Annotated in this window: 18 protein-coding genes; 11 read left to right on the top strand and 7 right to left on the bottom strand. The window is 67.1% G+C overall.

The features are described from left to right. Nucleotides 1–24: 24 nt before the first annotated feature. Nucleotides 25–1,371, top strand: coding sequence for an MFS transporter (locus WBB14_RS08170; protein WP_424239383.1), 1,347 nt, complete (start codon nucleotides 25–27; stop codon nucleotides 1,369–1,371). A 22-nt stretch (nucleotides 1,372–1,393) separates the two neighbouring features. After that, nucleotides 1,394–2,182 (top strand): 1,6-dihydroxycyclohexa-2,4-diene-1-carboxylate dehydrogenase, encoded by a 789-nt coding sequence (locus WBB14_RS08165; protein ID WP_424239382.1) that lies wholly within the window; start codon nucleotides 1,394–1,396, stop codon nucleotides 2,180–2,182. A gap of 63 nt (nucleotides 2,183–2,245) precedes the next feature. Here WBB14_RS08165 and WBB14_RS08160 read toward each other — a convergent pair whose 3' ends face one another. Then, a complete protein-coding gene (locus WBB14_RS08160) occupies nucleotides 2,246–3,184 on the bottom strand; it encodes a LysR family transcriptional regulator (RefSeq protein ID WP_424239381.1) in 939 nt (312 codons plus the stop codon). Between the two features lie 128 nt (nucleotides 3,185–3,312). Between WBB14_RS08160 and WBB14_RS08155 the strand changes: the two genes are divergently transcribed. After that, entirely contained in the window at nucleotides 3,313–4,296 is a 984-nt protein-coding gene (locus WBB14_RS08155) for a Bug family tripartite tricarboxylate transporter substrate binding protein (protein WP_424239380.1), read from the top strand. A gap of 42 nt (nucleotides 4,297–4,338) precedes the next feature. Continuing rightward, complete coding sequence (locus WBB14_RS08150) at nucleotides 4,339–5,763, top strand: M20 family metallopeptidase (protein WP_424239379.1); 1,425 nt, start codon at nucleotides 4,339–4,341, stop codon at nucleotides 5,761–5,763. 106 nt (nucleotides 5,764–5,869) lie between these two features. Here the strand turns inward: WBB14_RS08150 and WBB14_RS08145 are convergent, their stop codons facing one another. After that, the gene (locus WBB14_RS08145) at nucleotides 5,870–6,496 is read right to left on the bottom strand and encodes a TIGR00730 family Rossman fold protein (RefSeq protein ID WP_041652933.1); all 627 of its coding nucleotides are present in this window, start codon (nucleotides 6,494–6,496) and stop codon (nucleotides 5,870–5,872) included. Nucleotides 6,497–6,560: 64 nt separating this feature from the next. On the opposite strand from WBB14_RS08145, the gene polA reads away from it, so the two are divergent. The 3 genes from polA (at nucleotide 6,561) to WBB14_RS08130 (ending at nucleotide 11,097) form a co-directional block, all read left to right on the top strand. Next, nucleotides 6,561–9,278 carry a DNA polymerase I gene (gene polA, locus WBB14_RS08140; protein ID WP_424239378.1) on the top strand — a complete coding sequence of 906 codons (2,718 nt, stop codon included), beginning with the start codon at nucleotides 6,561–6,563 and terminating at the stop codon, nucleotides 9,276–9,278. Nucleotides 9,279–9,396: 118 nt separating this feature from the next. Then, on the top strand, nucleotides 9,397–10,236 hold the full coding sequence (locus tag WBB14_RS08135; protein WP_424239377.1) for a ZIP family metal transporter: 840 nt from the start codon (nucleotides 9,397–9,399) through the stop codon (nucleotides 10,234–10,236). 72 nt (nucleotides 10,237–10,308) lie between these two features. Beyond that, nucleotides 10,309–11,097, top strand: coding sequence for a dienelactone hydrolase family protein (locus WBB14_RS08130; RefSeq protein ID WP_424239376.1), 789 nt, complete (start codon nucleotides 10,309–10,311; stop codon nucleotides 11,095–11,097). Nucleotides 11,098–11,173: 76 nt separating this feature from the next. On the opposite strand, the gene WBB14_RS08125 is transcribed toward WBB14_RS08130, so the two are convergent. Then, entirely contained in the window at nucleotides 11,174–12,835 is a 1,662-nt protein-coding gene (locus WBB14_RS08125) for a Na/Pi cotransporter family protein (RefSeq protein ID WP_424239375.1), read from the bottom strand. A 173-nt stretch (nucleotides 12,836–13,008) separates the two neighbouring features. Here WBB14_RS08125 and WBB14_RS08120 point away from each other — a divergent pair, with 173 nt between their 5' ends. Next, the gene (locus WBB14_RS08120; RefSeq protein WP_332014673.1) at nucleotides 13,009–14,400 is read left to right on the top strand and encodes an L-serine ammonia-lyase; all 1,392 of its coding nucleotides are present in this window, start codon (nucleotides 13,009–13,011) and stop codon (nucleotides 14,398–14,400) included. A gap of 66 nt (nucleotides 14,401–14,466) precedes the next feature. Here WBB14_RS08120 and htpX read toward each other — a convergent pair whose 3' ends face one another. After that, nucleotides 14,467–15,348, bottom strand: a complete 882-nt coding sequence (htpX, locus tag WBB14_RS08115; RefSeq protein WP_424239374.1) for a protease HtpX — start codon at nucleotides 15,346–15,348, stop codon at nucleotides 14,467–14,469. 151 nt (nucleotides 15,349–15,499) lie between these two features. On the opposite strand from htpX, the gene WBB14_RS08110 reads away from it, so the two are divergent. Together WBB14_RS08110 and WBB14_RS08105 are read left to right on the top strand one after the other, a co-directional pair. Further along, entirely contained in the window at nucleotides 15,500–16,354 is an 855-nt protein-coding gene (locus WBB14_RS08110; RefSeq protein WP_424239373.1) for a DMT family transporter, read from the top strand. A gap of 37 nt (nucleotides 16,355–16,391) precedes the next feature. Then, nucleotides 16,392–17,243: a sulfurtransferase gene (locus tag WBB14_RS08105; RefSeq protein WP_424239372.1), complete on the top strand. Its 852-nt coding sequence runs from the start codon at nucleotides 16,392–16,394 to the stop codon at nucleotides 17,241–17,243. A gap of 4 nt (nucleotides 17,244–17,247) precedes the next feature. Here the strand turns inward: WBB14_RS08105 and WBB14_RS08100 are convergent, their stop codons facing one another. After that, nucleotides 17,248–18,171 carry a LysR family transcriptional regulator gene (locus WBB14_RS08100; protein WP_424239371.1) on the bottom strand — a complete coding sequence of 308 codons (924 nt, stop codon included), beginning with the start codon at nucleotides 18,169–18,171 and terminating at the stop codon, nucleotides 17,248–17,250. A 217-nt stretch (nucleotides 18,172–18,388) separates the two neighbouring features. Between WBB14_RS08100 and WBB14_RS08095 the strand changes: the two genes are divergently transcribed. Continuing rightward, on the top strand, nucleotides 18,389–19,522 hold the full coding sequence (locus WBB14_RS08095) for an MFS transporter (RefSeq protein ID WP_424239393.1): 1,134 nt from the start codon (nucleotides 18,389–18,391) through the stop codon (nucleotides 19,520–19,522). On the opposite strand, the gene WBB14_RS08090 is transcribed toward WBB14_RS08095, so the two are convergent. Together WBB14_RS08090 and WBB14_RS08085 are read right to left on the bottom strand one after the other, a co-directional pair. Continuing rightward, the gene (locus tag WBB14_RS08090) at nucleotides 19,500–20,069 is read right to left on the bottom strand and encodes a phosphonate degradation HD-domain oxygenase (RefSeq protein WP_013392486.1); all 570 of its coding nucleotides are present in this window, start codon (nucleotides 20,067–20,069) and stop codon (nucleotides 19,500–19,502) included. The genes WBB14_RS08095 and WBB14_RS08090 overlap by 23 nt on opposite strands. Nucleotides 20,070–20,107: 38 nt before the next feature. Then, entirely contained in the window at nucleotides 20,108–20,971 is an 864-nt protein-coding gene (locus WBB14_RS08085) for a LysR family transcriptional regulator (protein ID WP_424239370.1), read from the bottom strand. Between the last annotated feature and the right edge of the window lie 120 nt (nucleotides 20,972–21,091).

The following is a 21,091-nucleotide window of genomic DNA, read 5'->3' as shown; positions in this document are numbered from 1 at the left end:
GGCCGCGCCATGGAGACAAACATCATGACCGCTACCAACAGCTGGTCGATACCGACGCTGATCGACCAGGAGCGCCTGGGCGCCTTTCAATGGCGCGTCCTCACCCTGTGCTTCCTGATCGCGTTGTTCGACGGATTCGATACGCAGGCCATCGCCTTCACCGGGCCAGCGATCCTGGCCGCCTTCGATCTGAAGGCTGGCGCGTTGGCGCCCATCCTGACCGCCGGCATCGTCGGCATGACGGTGGGCGCCATGACCCTGGGCCTGATCGGCGACCGCATCGGCCGTCGTCCGGCCATCATGCTGGGCCTGGCCCTGTTCGGCCTGTCCACGCTGGCCACGGCCTGGGCCACCGACACTACCCACATCCTGGTGCTGCGCTTTATCGCCGGCCTGGGCATGGGCGGCTGCACGCCGGTGCTGTTGGCGTTGGCCGCCGAGTATGGCCCGGCGCGCCTGCGCGGCGCCATCATGACCGGCGTGCTGCTGGGCCTGCCCGCGGGCGCCATGGTGGGCGGCCTGCTGGCCGCGCGCATGCTGCCCGTCATCGGCTGGGAAGGCATCTTCATCGTGGGCGGGCTGGCGCCGTTGGCGTTGCTGGCCGTCGCCGCCTTGATGCTGCCCGAGTCGCTGTACTTCAAGGCCACGCGCCGCGATCCGGAAAGCCAGCGCTACATCGCGAGGATTCTCTCGACCATATCGAGCCGCAAGCTGGGCGCGGATGCGCAGTTCACCGTGCCGGAGGAATCCGTCGCGCGCGCCGGCGTGGGCGCGCTGTTCTCCGATGGCCACGGCGCCAAGACCGTGGCGATCTGGGCGGTGTACCTGTTGAACTGGGTTGCGTGGTTCATGCTGCTGTCGTGGCTGCCCACGGTGCTCAAGGCTGCGGGCTTGCCCGCTGAACAGGCGCCGATGGGGACGGTCATCGTCAACGCAGTCTTCATCATCTGCGCGATTCCGCTGTCCTTCATGCTGCCGCGCGTCAACACCCGGCGGCTGCTGGGCGGCATGTTCGCGCTGGGCATTGCGGTGACCGTAGGCCTCAGCTACGCCGGCGACAACTGGACGCTGGTCTTCATCCTGGTCGGCGCAGCGGGTTTCGGCATAGGCGGGCAGCAGATCGCGCTGAATTACCTGGTCGTGGGCGCCTACCCCACCGCCTTGCGCGCCACTGCCACAGGCTGGGCCATCGGCATGGGCCGCGCGGGAGCGATCGCGGGTTCGGCCATCGGCGGCAGCTTCCTGGCCTGGGGCGGACCTTCGGGATTCTTCATCGCGCTGGCCATACCCCTGGCGGTCGCGGCATTGGCGGTATTCAGCCTCAAGCTCAAGCACGCGCGCCCCGACGGCGCGCTGTCCGCGGCGCATTGATACTGCAAAGGACGACACAAGCATGAACACACATCTACGATTCGAGGGCCAGGTAGCCTTGGTCACGGGCGCAGCCCAGGGCGTCGGCCGGGCAACGGCCAGGCGCCTGGCGGCCGAAGGCGCGCAGGTGGTCGTGGTGGACCGGGCGGAGGAGCAGGGCGCCGCCGTGGCCGAGGAAATCCGCGCCGCGGGCGGACGCGCCAGCTTCGTGCAGGCCGATCTGGAAACCCATGCGGGCGCGCAGTCCATGGTGCGGGCCGCGCTGGAAATCAATGGCCGCATCGACGTGTCCGTGCACAACGTGGGCGGCACGATCTGGACCCGGCCGTTCTGGGAGTATTCGCCCGAGCAGATGCAGCGCGAGGTCAACCGCTCGCTCTGGCCCACGCTGTGGTCCTGCCGCGAAGTCATCCCGGTGATGCGGGCGCAGGGCGCGGGCGCCATCGTCAACGTGGGTTCCAACGCCACGCGCGGCATCTACCGCGTGCCGTACTCGGCCTCCAAGGGCGGCGTGCATGCCGCCACTGTCTGCATGGCGCTGGAACTGGCGAAGTCCGGCGTGCGCGTCAATTGCGTGTCGCCGGGCGCCTTGGACAACGGGGTGCGCGCAATCCCGCGCCACCACGAGACGCCTTCCGCGCAGGAGACCGCGTGGGTGGGCGAGATGTATGCCTCCTGCCTGCGCGACACGCCGCAGGACCGCCTGGGGCAGGCCGAGGAGGTCGCCGCGGCGATCTGCTTCATGGCCGCGCCCGAGGCGTCGTACATCACCGGGCAGATCATGTACGTGGCGGGCGGCGACATAGGCTGAACGGGTTGAGCCGCGTGGGGCCGGTTCAGCCCGCTGGCGCAGGTTCAACCGCCTGGCTCCGTTTCAGCGGGCGGGGCGGCTGGCCGCCAGCCAGTCCAGGAAATCGCGGCCTGGCCCATGGTCGCGCGCGATCGCGCCTATGGGTTGGAACGAGCCCGGCGATTCGATGGGCACGCGCTGGAAGTGCCCATGCTGCATGTACCAGTTACCCAGGGTTTGCGGCACCATCGCCAGGGCCTCCTGGGCCTGCATGACGGCGATGAGCAGCGGCATGGGCGGGGCGGCGCTGCTCAGCCTGCACAGTCGGGGCACCACGCCGGCGCGTTCAAAAAAAGCCTTGAACACCGCATGGATCGCCAGTTCCGGCCGGGGCTCGATCCATAGCTGGGAGGCCACCTGCGCCAGCGTGGGCGCGCTGTCCGGATCCAGCAGCGGGTGGCCGGCGGCGGCCACGATCACTGCCGCATCGTCTTGCAGCGGCACGAATTCCAGACCGGCGGGCACCGCTTCCGGACGCCGGCACAGCAGCATGTCCAGGCTGCCGCCAGCCGCCTGCGGCAGCAACTGCTCGCGGCTGCCTTCCACCACCTCCACTTGCAGCCCCGGGCGCGCCTGCAGGTAGGCGGGCAGGCGCTCGGCCAGCAGGCCGCCGCTGGCGGCAGGGATGGCGCCCAGGCGCAGATAGCCCGTGGCGCCCTGGCGCAGGGCCGCGACTGAATCGGTGGAGGCGCGCAGCGTCGTCAGCATGCTGCGGGCGCATTCCGCCATGAGCTGGCCGCTGCGCGTGGTGCGCATGCCGCGGGCATGGCGCTCGAACAGCTGCACGCCCAGCAGGTCCTCGATATCGGCCAGCGCATGGGTGGCCGCGGGCTGGCTCAGGCCGATATGGCTGGCCGCCTGCTGGATGCTGCCCAGGTCGGCGATGCTGGCGAGCAATTGCAGGTGGCGCAGGCGGCCCTTGGCGAGCAGGCGGGACAGCAGGGTGGCGGGGGCGATGTCCATGGCGCGGGCAATCTAGATATTCAAAATACGAATATATCCACGCATTAATGTATTTGAAATTAGGATATGCCCTGGACACAATGCAGCGATCCCGTTGATTGCTTCCGTTCCCCAGGAGTGGCTGGTCCATGAAGTCCCGTCTGCTGCACGCGCTGGTTTGCGCCGTAACTTTCAGTGTTTCGTCCCTGGCCGCCGCCCAGGGCGCCTATCCTTCGCAGCCCCTGCGGCTGATCGTGCCGTTTGCGCCTGGTGGGTCCACGGACGCGCTGGCCCGCGCGGTGGCCGAGGGTATGCGCAAGGAGCTGGGCCAGAGCGTGGTGGTGGAAAACCGCGCAGGCGCGGGCGGCCTGCTTGGCACCGAGGCGGTGGCGCGGGCCGAGCCCGACGGCTACACGCTGGGCATGGCCACGGTCAGCACCATGGCCGTCAACCCCTTGCTGTACGGCACCAAGCGCGTCGACCCGCAGACGCAATTGAAGCCGGTGGCGTCGGTGGCGACGGTGCCGGTCGTATGGATGGTGAATCCGGCGTTTCCGGCGCAGGACTTCGCGCAATTCCTGGCCGAACTGCGCGCCCATCCGGGCAAGTATTCCTATGGCTCGCCCGGCGTGGGCTCGCTGGGCCACCTGAACCTGGCGGCCATGAATGCCGACCTGAAGGTCGACGTGCTGCACGTGCCGTACCGCGGCATGGGGCCGGCGCTGACCGCCGCCGTGGGCGGCGAAGTGCAGGTGCAGCAGGACCAGTACGCCTCCGCGCAATCGCTGGTCAAGGCCGGCAAGCTGCGAGCCATCGCCGTGTCGGCGCCCGCCCGGATGCCCGACATGCCGGAGCTGCCGACCATGACGGAGCTCGGCTATCCGCAGTTGAACGCGCTAGGCCAGACCTGGTTCGGCCTGGTCGTGCCCGCAGGCACGCCGGATGCCGTGGTGCAGCGCCTCAATGAGGCCGCGGTGCGCGCGCTGGCGGATCCGGCGCTGGTGCAGCGCCTGGCCGGCATGGGCGCGCAGCCCGATGCCGGTACGCCGCAGGCCTTCGCCGAGCGCATCGCGCAGACGCTGGCCGCCAACCGCAAAATCATTGAAACTGCCGGCATCAAGCTCGACGAGTGACCTGACCGGTATTTCCCCGCCATTACAGCCACAGGAGAGACAATGGGTGCCATCGAAAAACTTGCGCCGTTCATCGACGCGCGCAGCGAGCGCTACGCGGAACTGAGCGACCGCATCTGGAGCCTGGCCGAACTGCGCTACGACGAACACAAGTCCGCCGAGCTGCACATCGCGATGCTGGAGGAAGCAGGCTTTCGCGTCACGCGCGACGCCGCCGGCATTCCCACCGCCTTCGTGGCGGAAGCGGGCAGCGGCGGGCCTGTGATCGGCATCCTGGGCGAGTACGACGCGCTGTCGGGCCTGAGCCAGGAAAGCGGCGCCTACGCCTGCCAGCCTTCGCCGGAAACGCCGAACGGCAATGGTCACGGCTGCGGCCACCATCTGCTGGGCACGGCCGCGCATTTCGCCGCGGTGGCGGTGAAGGAATTCCTGGAGGCCAACGGCCTGCCCGGCACCATCCGCTTCTACGGCTGTCCGGCGGAAGAGGGCGGTTCGGGCAAGACCTTCATGGCGCGCGCCGGCCTGTTCGATGACCTGGATGCGGCGCTGACCTGGCATCCCGCCTCGCACACAGGCATCTTCCACCAGTCCTCGCTGGCCAACATCCAGGCTTATTTCCGCTTCCGCGGCATCGCCGCGCACGCGGCGAACTCGCCGCACCTGGGCCGCAGCGCGCTGGACGCGGTCGAACTGATGAACGTGGGCGTGAACTACCTGCGCGAACACATGGTGCCGGATGCGCGCGTGCACTACGCCGTGACCAATAGCGGCGGCATTTCACCCAACGTGGTGCAGGCCCGCGCCGAGGTGCTGTACCTGGTGCGCGCACCCATCAATTCGCAGGCCTCCGAACTGTACGAGCGCGTGCAGAACGTGGCGCGCGGCGCGGCGCTGATGACGGGCTGCGAGCTGGAAATCGTATTCGACAAGGCCTGCTCGAATTACATCCCCAATGGCGTGCTCAACCAGATCATGTACGCCAACATGCAGTTGCTGCAGGGGCCGGATTACAGCGCGGGCGAACAGCAGGCGGCGCGCCGCATGTGGGACTCGATCTCCGCGGACGACATCGACAACGCCGGCAAGAACCTGGGCGCGGTGCTGCGCAATCCCACGCCGCTGTTCACTGGCGTGGCGCCCTATGAACCTGGCAAGGCCGAGATCACCTATGGCTCAACCGACGTGGGCGACGTGAGCTGGGTCACGCCCACGGCGCAATGCTGGGGCGCCTGCTATGCCTACGGCACGCCGTTCCATTCCTGGCAGATGGTGGCGCAGGGCAAGATGTCCATGGCGCACAAGGGCATGGTGCATGCGGCCAAGATCATCGCGGCGACCGCCGCCGATCTGTACACGCAGCCCGAGGCACTGGCGCGCGCCAAGGAAGAACTGATGGAAACGCGCCGTGGACAGCCGTATGTCTGCCCGATACCGGCGGACGTACTGCCGTCATTTATGCGCAAGTAGTAGGGGCCCCCACGCCGCGCGTGCTACGCACGCTTGCTGCCCCCCGAGGGGGCTGCGCCGCCTTAGGGCGGCCTGGCGGCGGCGCGGGTCCGATCTATACGCGATTTCAGGCCGGCAAGGACGGCGCGTATTGCGCGTCCGAGTTGACCTTGGCGTGGAATTCCACCACCTTGCGCACCACCTTGACGGGATCGTCTTCGATGATGAAGAGGTCCAGGTCGTGCGCGCCTATCATGCCGTTGGCCAGTACCTGGCCGCCCAGCCATTCGACCAGGCCAGACCAGTATTCGCTGCCCACCAGTACGATGGGGGCGGGCGGGACCTTGCCCGTCTGGATGAGCGTCAGCGCTTCGAAGAGTTCATCCAGGGTGCCGAAACCGCCAGGCATCGCCACATAGGCGAAGCTGTGCATGAAGAAGGTTGCCTTGCGCGAGAAAAAATACTCGAATGACAGGCTGATGGTTTGGTATTCATTGTTGTGCGCTTCGTGGGGCAGGCTGATGTTCAGCCCGATGCTGGTGCCGCCTGCCTCGAACGCGCCCTTGTTGGCTGCCTCCATGATGCCGGGACCGCCGCCGGCGATTACCGCGAAACCCGCATCCGCCAGAGCGGCGGAAATTGCGATGGTGGTTTCATAGTGGGGGGAATTACGGCTGACTCGCGCACTGCCGAAGACGCTGACAGCAGGCCCGATGTTCGCGAGCTTGTCTGCCGCCGTCCGTATCTCTGACATAATCAGCGGAATTTGTTTGTTGGCGGGTGTTTCCGCAGCTATTGCCATATCTGCCTTTGTAACCATGAAAAAAACCTTATTACTGGTCGACGGTTCAAGTTACTTGTACCGCGCTTTCCACGCTATGCCTGATTTGCGCAACGCGCAAGGCGAACCCACGGGGGCGCTTTACGGCGTGGTGAATATGCTGCGCAAACTTGTCTCTGATCATAAGGCAGAGTATGCCGCATGTATTTTCGATGCCCGCGGCAAGACCTTCCGGGACGATCTCTACCCGGAGTACAAGTCGCATCGTCCGCCCATGCCGGAAGATCTGGCCGCGCAGATCGAACCCATCCATCGCGCCGTGCGCGCGCTGGGCTGGCCGGTGCTGGCGATCGAAGGCGTCGAGGCCGACGATGTGATCGGCACCCTGGCCAAGCGCGCGGCCGAACACGACGTGCACACCATCGTGTCCACCGGCGACAAGGACTTGGCGCAGCTGGTCAACAGCCACGTCACCCTGGTCAACACCATGACCGGCGAAGTGCTGGACGAGGCCGGCGTGGTCAACAAGTTCGGCGTGCCGCCCGACCGCATCGTCGACTACCTGATGCTGGTGGGGGACGCCGTGGACAATGTCCCCGGCGTGACCAAGGTGGGTCCGAAGACGGCGGTCAAATGGCTTACGGAATTCGGCTCGATTGACAAGCTGGTCGAGGGTGCGGAAGACATCAAGGGCGTCGCCGGCAGCAATCTGCGCGAGGCCATTCCGAATTTCCCGCTGACGCGCCAATTGCTGACCGTGAAGTACGACTGCGATCTGGCCGGCCACGTGGAAGGCGTGGACGACCTGACGCCGCGCCCGCGCGACGATGCGACGCTGACCGAACTCTACGAGCGCTACGGTTTCCGCACCTGGCTGCGCGACCTGACCGGCGACGCCGAGCGGGTGCCGGCGGGCGACGCCCGCGTCGCGCACGAGGCGCCCGCCGCGCCCGTGGAACTGGACTATCAGATCCTCTCCGATTGGGCCGCGTTCGACGCCTGGATGGAGAAGCTGAAGGACGCGCCGCTGGTCGCGCTGGACACCGAGACCACTTCGCTGGACGAAATGCAGGCCCGGATGGTGGGCATGTCGCTGGCGGTGTCGCCCGGCGTGGCGTGCTACATCCCGGTCGCGCACCGGGGCCCGGACAATGCGCCGCAGCTGCCCAAGGCCGAGGTGCTGGCGCGCCTGAAACCCTGGCTGGAAGATGCGTCCCGCGCCAAGCTGCTGCACCATGCCAAGTACGACGCGCACGTGTTCGCCAACGAAGGCATCAAGCTGGCCGGCATCACCGAAGACACGATGCTGCAGGCCTATGTGCTGGAATCGCACCGCGGCGTGGGCTTGAACGACCTGGCCCAGCGCTACCTGGGCCGCAGCGGCGTGTCCTACGAGGACCTCTGCGGCAAGGGCGCCAAGCAGATAGGCTTCGACGAAGTGGCGGTGGACCAGGCCGGCCATTACGCCGCCGAAGACTCGGACTTCACCTTGCAGCTGCATCAAGTGCTGCGCCCCATGGTGGCGGCCGACGAAGGGCTGAACCGCATCTACCTGCTGGAAATGCAGGTGTCGGCGGTGCTGACCACGGTCGAACGCAATGGCGTCAAGGTGGATGCCGCGGAACTGGGGCGCCAGAGCCACAAGCTGGGCCAGGAAATGCTGCAGCTCGAACAGAAGGCCTACGAGCTGGCCGGCCAGCCCTTCAACCTGAATTCTCCCAAGCAGCTGGGCGAGATCCTGTTCGGCCAAATGCAGTTGCCGGTGGTGCGCAAGACCGCCAGCGGCGCGCCGTCGACCGACGAAGAAGTGCTTAGCAAGCTGGCGCAGGATTACCCGCTGCCGCAAGTGCTGCTGGAATACCGGGGCCTGTCCAAGCTGAAGTCCACCTACACGGACAAGCTGCCGCGCATGATCAACCCGAACACCGGGCGCGTGCACACGCACTATTCGCAGGCTGCGGTCATCACCGGCCGCCTGGCCTCGTCCGATCCCAACCTGCAGAACATCCCGGTGCGCACCGAAGCCGGCCGGCGCGTGCGCGAGGCGTTCATCGCCGAACAGGGCATGCTGCTGTCGGCGGACTATTCCCAGATCGAGCTGCGCATCATGGCGCACGTGTCGGACGACGCCAACCTGCAACGCGCCTTCGCGGCGGGCGAGGACATCCACCGGGCCACGGCCTCGGAAGTGTTCGGCGTGTCGCTGGAGGGCGTCTCCACCGAGCAGCGTCGCGCCGCCAAGGCCATCAACTTCGGCCTGATCTACGGCATGGGAGTGTTCGGCCTGGCGTCCAACCTGGGTATCACGCGCGATGCCGCGCAGGCCTACATCGACCGCTATTTCGCCCGCTATCCCGGCGTGGCGATGTACATGGACGACACCCGCCGCCGCGCGCGCGAGCAGGGCTATGTGGAAACCGTCTTCGGACGCCGCCTGCAACTGCCGGAAATCCGCGGCGCCTCCGGCCCGCGGCGCCAGGGAGCCGAGCGCGCGGCCATCAATGCGCCCATGCAGGGCACGGCGGCCGACCTGATCAAGATGGCCATGATCGCGGTGCAGGATTGGCTGGAAGCCGAAAAGCTGCAGACGCGCATGATCATGCAGGTGCACGACGAACTGGTGCTGGAAGCGCCCGACGCCGAACTGGACTTGGTCAAGGAAGCATTGCCGCGCCTGATGTGCAATGTGGCGACCCTGCGCGTGCCGCTGGTGGCCGAGGTGGGCGTGGGCAAAAACTGGGAACAGGCCCACTAGGGCCTGGAGCATTCCTGCCCGCAGGACAGGTGGGCCGCCTTCGGGCGGCCCATTTCCGTTTTTAGTATTGAAACAATATAATGTTGCGCTTCCCCCGCCTCTAAAGCATCCCCCCAAAATGTTGCTGCTCTGGATTTTGCTCGCCACCGTCACCGGCGGGCTCATCGCCGTCCTTGTCGCCAGCTGGCTGGCTTACAAGGTCTTCGCGCAATACCTGCACCACATGGTCAGCCTGTCGGTGGGAGTGCTGCTGTCGGTCGCCCTGTTGCATCTGCTGCCCGAGGCGTTCGAGACCGGGGTGGGCGATGCCCATGTGCTGTTCGGCCTGATGCTGGCGTCGCTGATCGGCTTCTTCGTGCTGGAGAAGATTGCGCTGCTGCGGCACAGCCACCATCACGAGGGCGACGGCCATCACCACCACAAGGGGCATGACCGCCATGAGGCGGGCCGCGGCGGCGTGATGATCCTGATCGGCAGCTCGCTGCACAATCTGTGCGACGGCGTGCTGGTGGCCGCGGCTTTCCTGACCGACCCGCTGCTGGGCGTGCTGACCGCGGCGTCCATCATCGTCCATGAAGTGCCGCACAAGCTGGGCGACTTCGTGGTGCTGCTCAACGCCGGCCTGGCGCGCCGCCGAGCCTTCTCGCTGATCCTGTTCACCAGCTTGTGTTCAGCCGTGGGCGGCATAATAGGGTACTTCGTGCTGCAGCAGGCGCAAGAATGGGTGCCGTACGTCCTGGTGGTTGCGGCCAGCAGCTTCCTCTACATTTCGGTGGCCGACCTGATGCCGCAGATGCACGAACGGGTATCCCTGGCCGATGCCGTCCCGCAGTTGCTGCTGGTCGGTGTGGGCGTGGCGCTGATCTACAGCGTCACGACGGTGATGCACCACGGGCATGACCACGACGCCGAAGCCGGCCGTGGCGCGTCGCAAGTGGAGCATGTCCACCGGCACTAGGACCGGCGCGAGGCCATGCAGGCGCTGGCGGGATATCCGGCTTGGTTGATCATCCCTACACAGGAGTTCTTCATGAGTTTTTCCGCCGCAGCCGGCAACGTCGCCCCCACCGTTATCCATACGGACACTCAGGGGCTGGTCCACGGGGATTTCAAGCTGCCCGTGGCCGACGGTTCGATCGACGCCTACTACGCCGCGCCCGAAGGCCAGCGTGACCTGCCCATCGTGCTGGTGGTCCAGGAGATCTTCGGGGTGCATGAGCACATCAAGGATCTATGCCGCCGGGTCGCCAAGGCCGGCTACCTCGCCGTGGCCGCCAATCTCTATCAGCGCCAGGGCGACGCCTCGGGCTATACCGACATCCCCAAACTCATCGCCGAACTGGTCAGCAAGGTGCCGGACGAGCAGGTGTTTGCCGACCTGGACGCCAGCGTGGCCTGGGCGGCCGCGCATGGCGGCGACCCCAAGCGCGTGGCGGTGACAGGGTTCTGCTGGGGCGGCCGCCTGACCTGGATGTATGCCGCGCACAATCCCGACGTGAAGGCCGCCGTGGCCTGGTACGGTAAGCTCAGCGTGGGCCATGGTCCATTGATCAAGCGCTTTGCCTTCGACGTGGTCAACGAACTGCACGCGCCGGTGCTGGGTTTGTATGGTGGCAAGGACGCCAGCATTCCGCTGGCCGACGTCGAAACCATGAAGGCCAAGTTGGCCGCGGGCAACGACAACGCCAGGCGTTCGGAGTTCGTGGTGTACCCCGAAGCCGACCACGCCTTCCTGGCGGACTACCGCGCCAGCTACAAGGCCGAGGCGGCGCAGGACGGCTGGAAGCGCATGCTGGATTGGTTCAAGCGGTACTTGTAGGAGCGGAGCAGGGGTGCGAAAGCGCCTCTCGCCGATTTGAAAAAGCCGACCTCGCGGGTCGGCTTTTTTCTTCTTCTCAGTTTCCCGCTTCGCGCAGGCGGCTGGGCAGCAGCTCGCCGTGGCGTGCCAGCAAGGGATAGGCGGCCGCGCCGACCAGATGGGAATTGATGCCCTTCATGTCGCGCAGGATATCCAGGTAGAGCGCGCCCACTTCGGCGGCGTCGACCTCGCCTGCCTTGATCTTCTGCAGGTGGGTGTCCGCCGCGTTGGTTTCAATCGAGCGGAAGCGCGCCTTTTCGCCCGCCAGCGCGCGGGCCTGGCGCAGGTCGTCGTTGACGAACAGGGCGGCGGCGGTGCGCTGGTTGGCGATGAGCTGGCCCAGCGTGTCGTCCAGGCTGGCGCGCTGCTCGGGCGAGAACACCCAGCCCTGCTTGCGCAGCTTGGCGACGTGGCTGAGCAGGCCGTGGTGGGCGATGTCGCCGGCATGGCCGATATTGCTGGTGAAGGCCAGGATGTCGTCCAGGCGCTGGATGTCGTCGCGCGTCATGTTTTCCTGGTCCAGGGTGGCCAGGTAGGTGGTGATGGCGTTCTCCAGCTTGTCCAGCGCGGCGTCCAGCTGGCGCGCCTGCACCATGCGGTGGCGGTTGTCGCGCTTGAAGCCGGCGCGGGCGTAGAGCAGCAGGGTCTGCAGCATGTCGGCCATGCGCAGGGCTTCGCGCGCCGCGTTGCCCAAGGCCACGGCCGGCACGTCGTGGGCCCATTCGTCCAGGTACTGGGGGCGCGACGGGTCGTTCGGATCCGCGCGTTTGGGCAACCAGCGGGTCAGCAGGGCGGCATAGGGCGTCAGCAGCGGCAGGAACACCAGGGCGATGACGGCGTTGAACAGCGTGTGGAAGTTGGCCACGGCGCGGGCCGGGTCGGACGCCAGGTCGCTCATCATCGGCTGCAGGTAGGGCAGCAGTATCAGTCCGATCAGCACGCCCAGCACTCGGGTCAGCAGGTTGCCCAGGGGCAGGCGGCGGGCCGCGGGGTCGTCGCCGGTCACGCCTTCGATCATGGGGTTGATGGCGGTACCCAGATTGGCGCCCAGCACCAGCGCAAACGCGACGTGCGGCGCCACCATATGGTGGCTGGCCAGCGACATGACCAGCACCACCACGGCCACGCTGGAATGCGCCGCCCAGGTGAAGGCGGCCGCCAGCAGCACGGTGGCGACCGGCTGGGTCGCCAGCGCGTCCAGGATCATGCCCAGCATGGGCGCGGTCTGGAACGGCTGGAACAGCTCGACCAGCTGGTGCAGCGACAGCAGCAAGAGGCCCAGGCCGATGAAGACGCGGCCTAGGTCGCGCGTGCGCCCCGGCGGATAGCGGCGGAACATCCAGACGCCCGCCAGGATCAGGATGGGGGCGAGCGAGGTCAGGTCGAAGGACAGCAGCTGCACAATCAGCGTGGTGCCGACGTTGGCGCCCAGCATGGCGGCCAGGGCCGGTGCCAGGGCGACGACGCCGCCGGCGGCGAAGCCGGTGATCATCAGACCGGTGGCGGTGCTGCTCTGCAGCGCGGCGGTAATGCCCAGCCCGGCGGCAAAGGCCCGCAATCGGGTGCCCAGGGCCTTGCCCAATGCCGCGCCCAGCGCGGCCCCGAAGGCGCGCTGCACGCCTGTTTGGACCATGTGTACGCCCCAGAGCAGCAGGGCGACGTAGCCGGCGAAGTCAAGCAGGGTAATAAGTCCGGACATCCTGGGGCGTTTCCATTCTTCTATGACAAGTAATAATTCTGTAATGATCGCATGCGCGGCGCTGGCGGGGGAACCTGTCCCCTCAATACAGCATACGCCTCCAGGTCCTGCTGCGCGCGGACGGGCCAGCGCGTATCATTGCTTCATCATTCGTAGATGCACTGGAGTTTGGCGTGGCCGTTTCCGTATTCGACCTGTTCAAGATAGGCATAGGCCCGTCTAGCTCCCATACGGTGGGGCCCATGCGGGCCGCCCTGTTGTTCGCGCAAGGCCTGGAGCGCGACGGCCTCATGCCCAGCGTGGCCGCGGTCCGCGCCGAGCTCTACGGGTCGCTGGGCGCCACGGGCAAGGGCCACGGCACCGACAAGGGCGTGCTGCTGGGCCTGATGGGCGAAGCGCCCGACACGGTGGATCCCGCCGCCATCGCCGGCATGGTCGCATCGGTGCGCGCCAGCCGCCAATTGCCGCTGCTGGGACGCCATCCGGTTCCTTTCGTGGAAAAGGAACACATGATGTTCTACCGCCGCGAAGCCATGGCGGAACATCCTAACGGCATGAAGTTTCATGCGTTTGACGCCAACGGCGAGTCGCTGCGCGAAGCCCGCTACCTGTCGGTGGGCGGCGGCTTCGTGGTGACGGCCGGGGCCTCCAACAGCCAGGTCATTGCCGCGCACGACCAACTGCCGTTCCCGTTCCGCATGGGCCGCGAGCTGATGTCCATGTGCCGCGAGAACGGGCTGTCGGTGGCGCAGCTGATGATGAAGAACGAGCTGACCTGGCGCGACGAGGCCGAGGTGCATGCCGGGCTGGACCGCATCTGGCAAGTGATGCAGGACTGCGTGTCGCGCGGCTGCGGCATCAACTATCCGGAAGCGGACGGCGAGCTGCCCGGTCCCTTGCGCGTGCGCCGCCGCGCGCCCGAGCTGTACCGCAACCTGACCCAGCGCGCCGAGCGCACGCTGTCCGATCCCCTGTCCGTGATGGACTGGGTCAATCTGTACGCCATGGCGGTCAATGAAGAGAACGCCGCCGGCGGCCGGGTGGTGACGGCGCCGACCAACGGCGCGGCCGGCATCATCCCCGCCGTGCTGCATTACTACGACCGCTTCGTGCCCGGTTCCAACCGGGAGGGCGTGCGCGATTTCCTGCTGACCGCGGCGGCAGTCGGACTGCTGTACAAGTACAACGCCTCGCTGTCGGGCGCCGAGGTCGGCTGCCAGGGCGAAGTGGGCGTGGCCTGCTCGATGGCGGCGGGCGGCTTGGCCGCGGCCCTGGGCGGCACGGTCGAACAGGTCGAAAACGCGGCCGAGATCGGCATGGAGCACAACCTGGGCCTGACCTGCGATCCCGTGGGCGGCCTGGTCCAGATCCCCTGTATCGAGCGCAACGCCATGGCCTCCATCAAGGCCGTCAACGCCGCCCGCATGGCGCTGCGCGGCGACGGCCAGCACTATGTGTCGCTGGATTCCGTCATCAAGACCATGCGCGAAACCGGCGCCGACATGAAGACCAAGTACAAGGAAACCGCGCGCGGCGGGCTGGCGGTGAACATCGTCGAGTGCTGACCCGTATCCCGGGTTGCACCCAAGAAAAAGCCCCTCCGTGGAGGGGCTTTTTGCTGGCTGCGCGGCTTAGATCACGCGGGCGTTCTGCAGCGCGGCGATGCGGGCCGGAATCGGCGGGTGCGAGGCGAACATCGCGGCCAGGCCACCCTTGCCGGTGATGCCCGAGGCTTCGAAGGATTTGGGCAGCTCGCCCGGCTCCAGGCCGCCCAGGCGGGCCAGGGCGCGGATCATGGGCTCGCGGGCGCCCATCAGGTGGGCCGAGCCGGCGTCGGCGCGGTATTCGCGCTGGCGCGAGAACCAGGCCACGATGATCGAGGCCAGGACGCCGAAAATGATTTCACAGACCAGCACGGTGATGTAGTAGCCCGGGCCGATGCCGCGTTCGTTCTTGAATACGACGCGGTCGATGAAGTAGCCGACCACGCGCGCCAGGAACACGACGAAGGTGTTGACCACGCCCTGGATCAGGGTCAGCGTGACCATGTCGCCGTTGGCGATGTGGGCGACTTCGTGGGCCAGCACGGCGGCGACTTCTTCTTCGCTCATGCTTTCCAGCAGGCCGGTGGACACGGCGACCAGGGAGTCGTTCTTGAACGCGCCGGTGGCGAAGGCGTTGGGCGCGCCTTCATAGATGGCGACTTCCGGGCGGCCGATGCCGGCGCGGTCGGCCAGCTGGTGCACGGTGTCGACCAGCCAGGCTTCGCGCTGGTTGCGCGGCGAGTTGGGGTCCAGCACCTGCGCGCCGGTACTCCATTTGGCCATGGGCTTGCTGATCAGCAGCGAGATGATCGCGCCGGTAAAGCCCACCACGACCGAGAAGATCAGCAGGGCGTTGAGGTTCAGGCCATTGGCGGTGATGTAGCGGTCTACGCCCAGGATGCGCAGCGTGGCCGACAGCACGAGCATGACGGCCAGGTTGGTAATGACGAACAGGACAATGCGTTTCATGTTTTTTGTGTTCCTCTGCGAGCAGGATATGCCGGGATTCGACATCGCCGCGGCCCGCCAGTTCCCCGACCTGCGGCGCCGCTTCCGGTGACGGAGAGTATAGTATCGCTTTCCCTTATTCCTTCTCACTTTTCCCTTAGCGTAGACCCCCATGCAGGCACTCTGGATGTTGCTGGCGTCCGCCATGTTCGCCATCATGGGTTCGTTCGTGAAGCTCGGCACCGAGCACGGCGCGTCGCTGCCGCAAGTGGTGCTTTTCCGCGGACTGCCATCGGTCATCCTGCTGCTGATCTGGGCCCGCGCCGGCCGCCAGTCCATCATCCCCGTCAGCTGGAAACTGCACCTGTGGCGCAACCTGTCCGGCGTCACGTCGATGTGGCTGGGCTTTTTCGCCATCGCCCATCTGCCCCTGGCCACGGCCACCAGCCTGAACTACACCGCGCCCCTGTTCATCGCCTGTTGGATGCTGGGGTGGGGCGGCGCGCAGCGCGACTCCGTGCGCATCATGGCGGTGGCGCTGGGCTTCCTCGGCGTGATCGCGGTTTTGCGGCCCAGCATCAACGAAGACCAGTGGCTGGCCGCCTTGCTGGGAATGACCGCCGGCGCCATGTCGGCCATCGCCATGATGCAGATCCGCCAGTTGGGCCGGGTCGGTGAGCCTGAATGGCGCACGGTGCTGTTCTTCTCCGTGGCCGTATGCGTGTCCAGCCTGGCCGGACTGCTGTTCGAGGGCTGGGGCTACGCCGACTGGACCGGCTACCTGTCGTTGCTGGGCGTGGGCGTGACGGGGCTGTTCGGGCAGTTGGCCATGACCCGCGCCTTCGGCCTGGGGTCGGCGCTGCTGACGGCGGCGCTGCAGTACAGCACCATCATCTTCGCGGCCTTGCTGGGCATGGGTATCTGGGGCGAGCAGCTGGACGCTCTGGCCTGGGCCGGCATGGGCCTGATCATTTTCGCGGGCCTGCTGTCGATATGGCGCACCATGCGCGATCCCAAGCCGGCCTGACCCGCGCTCGCCACACATCATTACAGGAGCACACCGAATGACGATGACCCTGATTTCCGCCGCCGACCTGGCCGCGCGCTTGGATGCGCCCGACGTGCGCGTGTTCGATGTGCGCCACGACCTGGGCAACCACGCGGCGGGCCGCCAGGCCTATGACGCTGGCCATATCCCCGGCGCCCGCTACCTGGACCATGAAACCGAGTTGTCCGCGGCCCGCACGGGCAAGAACGGTCGCCACCCCTTGCCCTCGCGCGCCGCGTTGGGCGCGCTGATGGCCGCGCATGGCGTGACGCCCCAGACCCTGGTGGTGGCCTACGACGCCAGCGGCGGCATGTATGCCGCGCACCTGTGGTGGATGTTGCGCTGGCTCGGGCATGACCAGGTGGCCGTGTTGGACGGCGGCTGGCAGGCATGGACTGCGGCGGGACTGCCGACCACGACCGAAGCCGTGGCCGCCGTGCGCGCCGGCGATCCGGTCGAGCCGGGCGCCTCCCTGGCGGGCTCGGTGGACGCCCAGGCGGTGCTGGACAACATTCCCCGCCAGGCCTTCACCGTGATCGATGCGCGCGCGGCCAACCGCTATCGCGGCGAGGTCGAGCCCATGGACCCGGTAGCGGGCCACATTCCGGGCGCCCTGAACCGTCCCAACGGCGAAAACCTCCAGGCCGACGGCCGCTTCAAGCCGGCCGCGCAGTTGCGCGAGGAATTCGCCAGCCTGCTGGACGGACGCGATCCCGCGGGCATCGTGCATCAGTGCGGCTCGGGCATTACGGCTTGCCACAATCTGCTGTCGATGGAGATCGCGGGCCTGTCGGGTTCGCGCCTGTACCCGGGCTCCTGGAGCGAGTGGTGCAGCGATCCGTCCCGGCCGGTGGCCAAGGGCGCCTAGGCTCCTAGCGCCTGGGGCGGTCCCCAGGCCTGGACGCCTTGGCGTCCGCAAATACTCTTGAACCAAGAAAGTCCACCAGCGCCCGTACTTTAGGCGACGGCTGCTTGCTGGCGGGCCAGAGCATGTGGAAGACGTTGGTGCGCTCAGCCTGTCCCGCGAGGACCTGCACCAGGCGCCCGTCCGCCAGGGGCTCGCGGATGGCGAAGTCGGGCAGGTAAGCGATACCCAGCCCTTGCAGCGCGAAGCAGGCGCGCGTCTCGATGTTGTTGCAGATCATCGAGACGGGCAGCTGCAGTTCAGGTTCGCCCTCGGCTTGCCGCAGCGCCCAGGTCTCCAGCTTGCCGCTGCTGGGAAAGCGGTAGTGCAGGCAGCTGTGATGCAGCAGATCTGCCGGCGCCTGGGGCGTGCCGCGGCTGGCCAGATAGCCGGGCGAGGCGACCAGCAGTATCTGGAAAGTGCCCAGCCGGCGGGCCGACAGCCGGGAGTCGGCCGGCTCGCCCGTGCGCACCACCGCGTCGAAGCCTTCTTCAATCACATCCACCATGCGGTCGGTGAAATCCAGATCGAGTTCGATCTCGGGATACTCGCGCATGAACTCGCCCAGCACGGGCAGCACCAGCCCGCTGACCAGGGGCAGGCTGACGCGCAAGCGTCCGCGCGGCGCGGCGGCGGCATGCGACAGCTCCAGCTCGGCGGCCTCGATCTCGGCCAGGATGCGGCGGCTGCGCTCCAGGAACAGCATGCCTTCGGCCGTCAGCGTGACGCTGCGCGTGCTGCGGTGGAACAGGCGCACCCCCAGCTTGTCTTCCAGCCGCGCCACGCTCTTGCCGATGGCGGACGCCGACACGCCGAGCAGCCGGCCGGCGGCGACGAAGCTGCGCGTTTCGGCAACTTGCACAAACACGACAAAGCCATTCAGGCTGTCCATTTCTTTCCCGATTGCGGACATACAGTTCCGCATAAGAAGGAAATGTAGCCTACTTTTTCTTTAATTCCAGGACATTTATCGTCTGGGCTCTCCCGCTTCGACCGAGATGCCGCCCATGACAGATTCCGCGTTTTCCTCGCGCCAAGGCCCCGCGCCCGCGCATCCGCCCGCAGCCGCCCGCGACCGCCTGCCGTTGGGCTCGCTGTTGGCGCTGGCCATGGCGGGCTTCATCACGATCCTGACCGAGGCGCTGCCGGCCGGGCTGCTGCCGCAGATGGCGCAAGGCCTGGCCGTGTCCCAGGCCAGCATCGGTCAGACCGTCACCATCTACGCGATCGGTTCGCTGGTGGCGGCCATACCGCTGGTCGCCGCCACCCGGGGAGTCCGACGGCGTCCGCTGCTGCTGGCGGCGATCGCCGGGTTCGTGCTTGCCAATACCGTGACCGCGCTGTCATCCGGCTATGTGCTGACCATGGCCGCGCGCTTCCTGGCCGGCATGTCGGCAGGGCTGCTGTGGGCGCTGGTGGCCGGCTACGCCGCGCGCATGGTGCCCGCGCATCAGCAGGGCCGTGCAATCGCAGTGGCGATGCTCGGCGCGCCGCTGGCGCTGTCGCTGGGCGTGCCGGCCGGAACCTTCCTGGGCGCGCTGTGGGGCTGGCGCATCGGCTTCGGCATCATGAGCGGGCTGGCGTTGATCCTGATGGTCTGGGTGCGCCTGCGGGTGCCGGACTTTGCGGGACAGGCACGGGGCCGGCAACTGCCGCTGCGGCGCGTATTCCTGCTGCCTGGCGTGCGTCCGGTGCTGTTTGCCGTGCTGGCGTTCGTGCTGGCGCACAACATTCTCTACATCTATATCGCGCCGTTCCTGGCCTCGGTGGGGATGGCCGCGAGCACCGAGCTGGTGCTGCTGGTGTTCGGACTGAGTTCCCTGCTTGGCATCTGGCTGGTCGGGACGCTGATCGACCGCCATCTGCGCGCGCTGACCCTGGCCTGCGTAGCGCTGTTCGGCCTGGCCGCGCTGGCGCTCGGCATCGCGGGCGGCATGCCGGCCATGCTCTATCTGGCGGTCGGCGCCTGGGGCGTCGCGTTTGGCGGCTCGCCGACGCTGTTCCAGACCGCGCTGGCCAAGACGGCCGGCGATGCCGCGGACGTCGCGCAGTCCATGCTGGTCACGGCGTGGAACACGGCCATCGCCGCGGGCGGCGTTGTCGGCGGCGCGCTGCTGGAACGCCTGGGCGTGGGCGCGTTCATGCCGGTCCTGTTGGCGCTGCTGGCGGCGACGCTGGCGGTCGTCTGGACCGCCAGCAAGCATGGCTTTCCCGCCAGCCCTACCAGATGGCAGCCAGCTTGACCCGTCCGGAGACGCTCTCGGCGATCTCCAGGAAGTGATCCAGCGGCGGCGTGGCCAATCCGGGAACCTTGGCCATGTCGTCCCAGCGCCTCAGGCGGATCGCATCCGGCGCGCCCGGCATGCTCGCGAAATCCACCGCCTGGCCCGCATCGAAACTGCCCCCCTGTAGCGCCAGGCTGCGTTTCGAATCCTCCGAGAGCGACGCTTCATATTGCGGTTCCACATAGCAGAGGTAGCGCTTGGCCTCCACATGCAGCCGGATCGGGTCCAGCACCGCCGGGCCGAACAGGCCGCGCAGGAAGGGCAGCACGAAATACTGGTGCTTGTCGTCGAGGCCGCGCAGCGTGGGCGTGCCCGGCCGGTCGGCGATGAGATGGCCCAGGTCGTGCAGCAGGCTGGCGGTGATCAGGTGGGCGCCGGCGCCGTGGCGTTCGGCCAATGCCGCGGTCTGCAGCGCGTGCCGCAGGTGGCTGACGGATTCGCCGTCATAGGAGCGGTGCCCGCGCTCCAGGAAAATCTGTTCGATATCTTGCAAGGTCAAGGCCATGGTTGTCTCCTGAGTGGCCGCATAGGGGAGGGCGGCGCTCAGCCGGCGGCTGGCGCCATCTCCAGAAAGCGCGCGATAAGCTGCACCGGTTGGCGCTCGCGCAGGCAGTACAGGTATTCGTGCATCACGATGCCGGCGTCCTCGATGTCCAAGGCCGCCAGTTCGGGATGGGAGGGGATCTCGCGCGAGGGGATCAGGCTAATCCCCAGTCCGCACAGGATCGCCTGGCGGATCGACTCGCGGCTGCCGATCTCCAGCGTGCGGCGCACGGCGACGCCGGCCGCCAGCAAGGCGTCCTCCGTCAGCTGCCGCGTCATGGAGCCGGGCTCCCGCAACAACAGCGCGTGTTCGGCCAGGTCGGCCAGGCGGACCCGGCTCTGGCGCGCCAGGGGGTGGTCGCGATGCGCCACCACCCGGATGGGATCGGCGGCGATCATGCGCCGGTACAGGTGCTTGTCATCCATCAGAAAGGAAGACGTGGCAATCTCGATGCGATAGTCATGCAGCGCCTGCAGCATGCTCTGCGAATTGCCGATGGCCAGCGTCAGGTCTATGCCCGGGTAGCGCTGGTTGTAGGCGCGCACCGTGTCCATGATGTAGTAGGGGCCGGTGGCGCCGATGCGCAGATTGCCTTCGCGCAGGTCGCTGGCGTCGCGCAGGCGGAAATCGATCTCGGTTTCCTGCTGAACCAGCTTCTCCACCATGGGCATCAGGCTGTGGCCGGCGTCCGACAGGCGCATGCCGCGCCCCTGGCGGTGGAACAGTTCCACGCCGTAACGGGACTCCAGCTGGCGCAATTGCCCCGTCACCGTGGGCTGGCTGACGCCCAACTGGGCGGCGGCCTTGGTAACGGTGCCGCAGCGGGCCACGGCATAGAAGGATTTGAGTTCGGCGACAAGCACGGTGCAGGGGGCGGAATATGGGCGCAATGCGCAAGACCGCCAGTACACCAAAATAATTTGATGTTTTTATTACTGCATTTGCGCGAAGTGTCATAAACACTCAATACGCGTCTTCCATAC

Source organism: Achromobacter sp. (genome assembly GCF_049647645.1).
In the GTDB taxonomy this organism is placed as follows: domain Bacteria; phylum Pseudomonadota; class Gammaproteobacteria; order Burkholderiales; family Burkholderiaceae_B; genus Achromobacter.
Note: the sequence above shows the minus strand (reverse complement) of the source record. Positions and strands in the feature narration are given on the sequence as shown.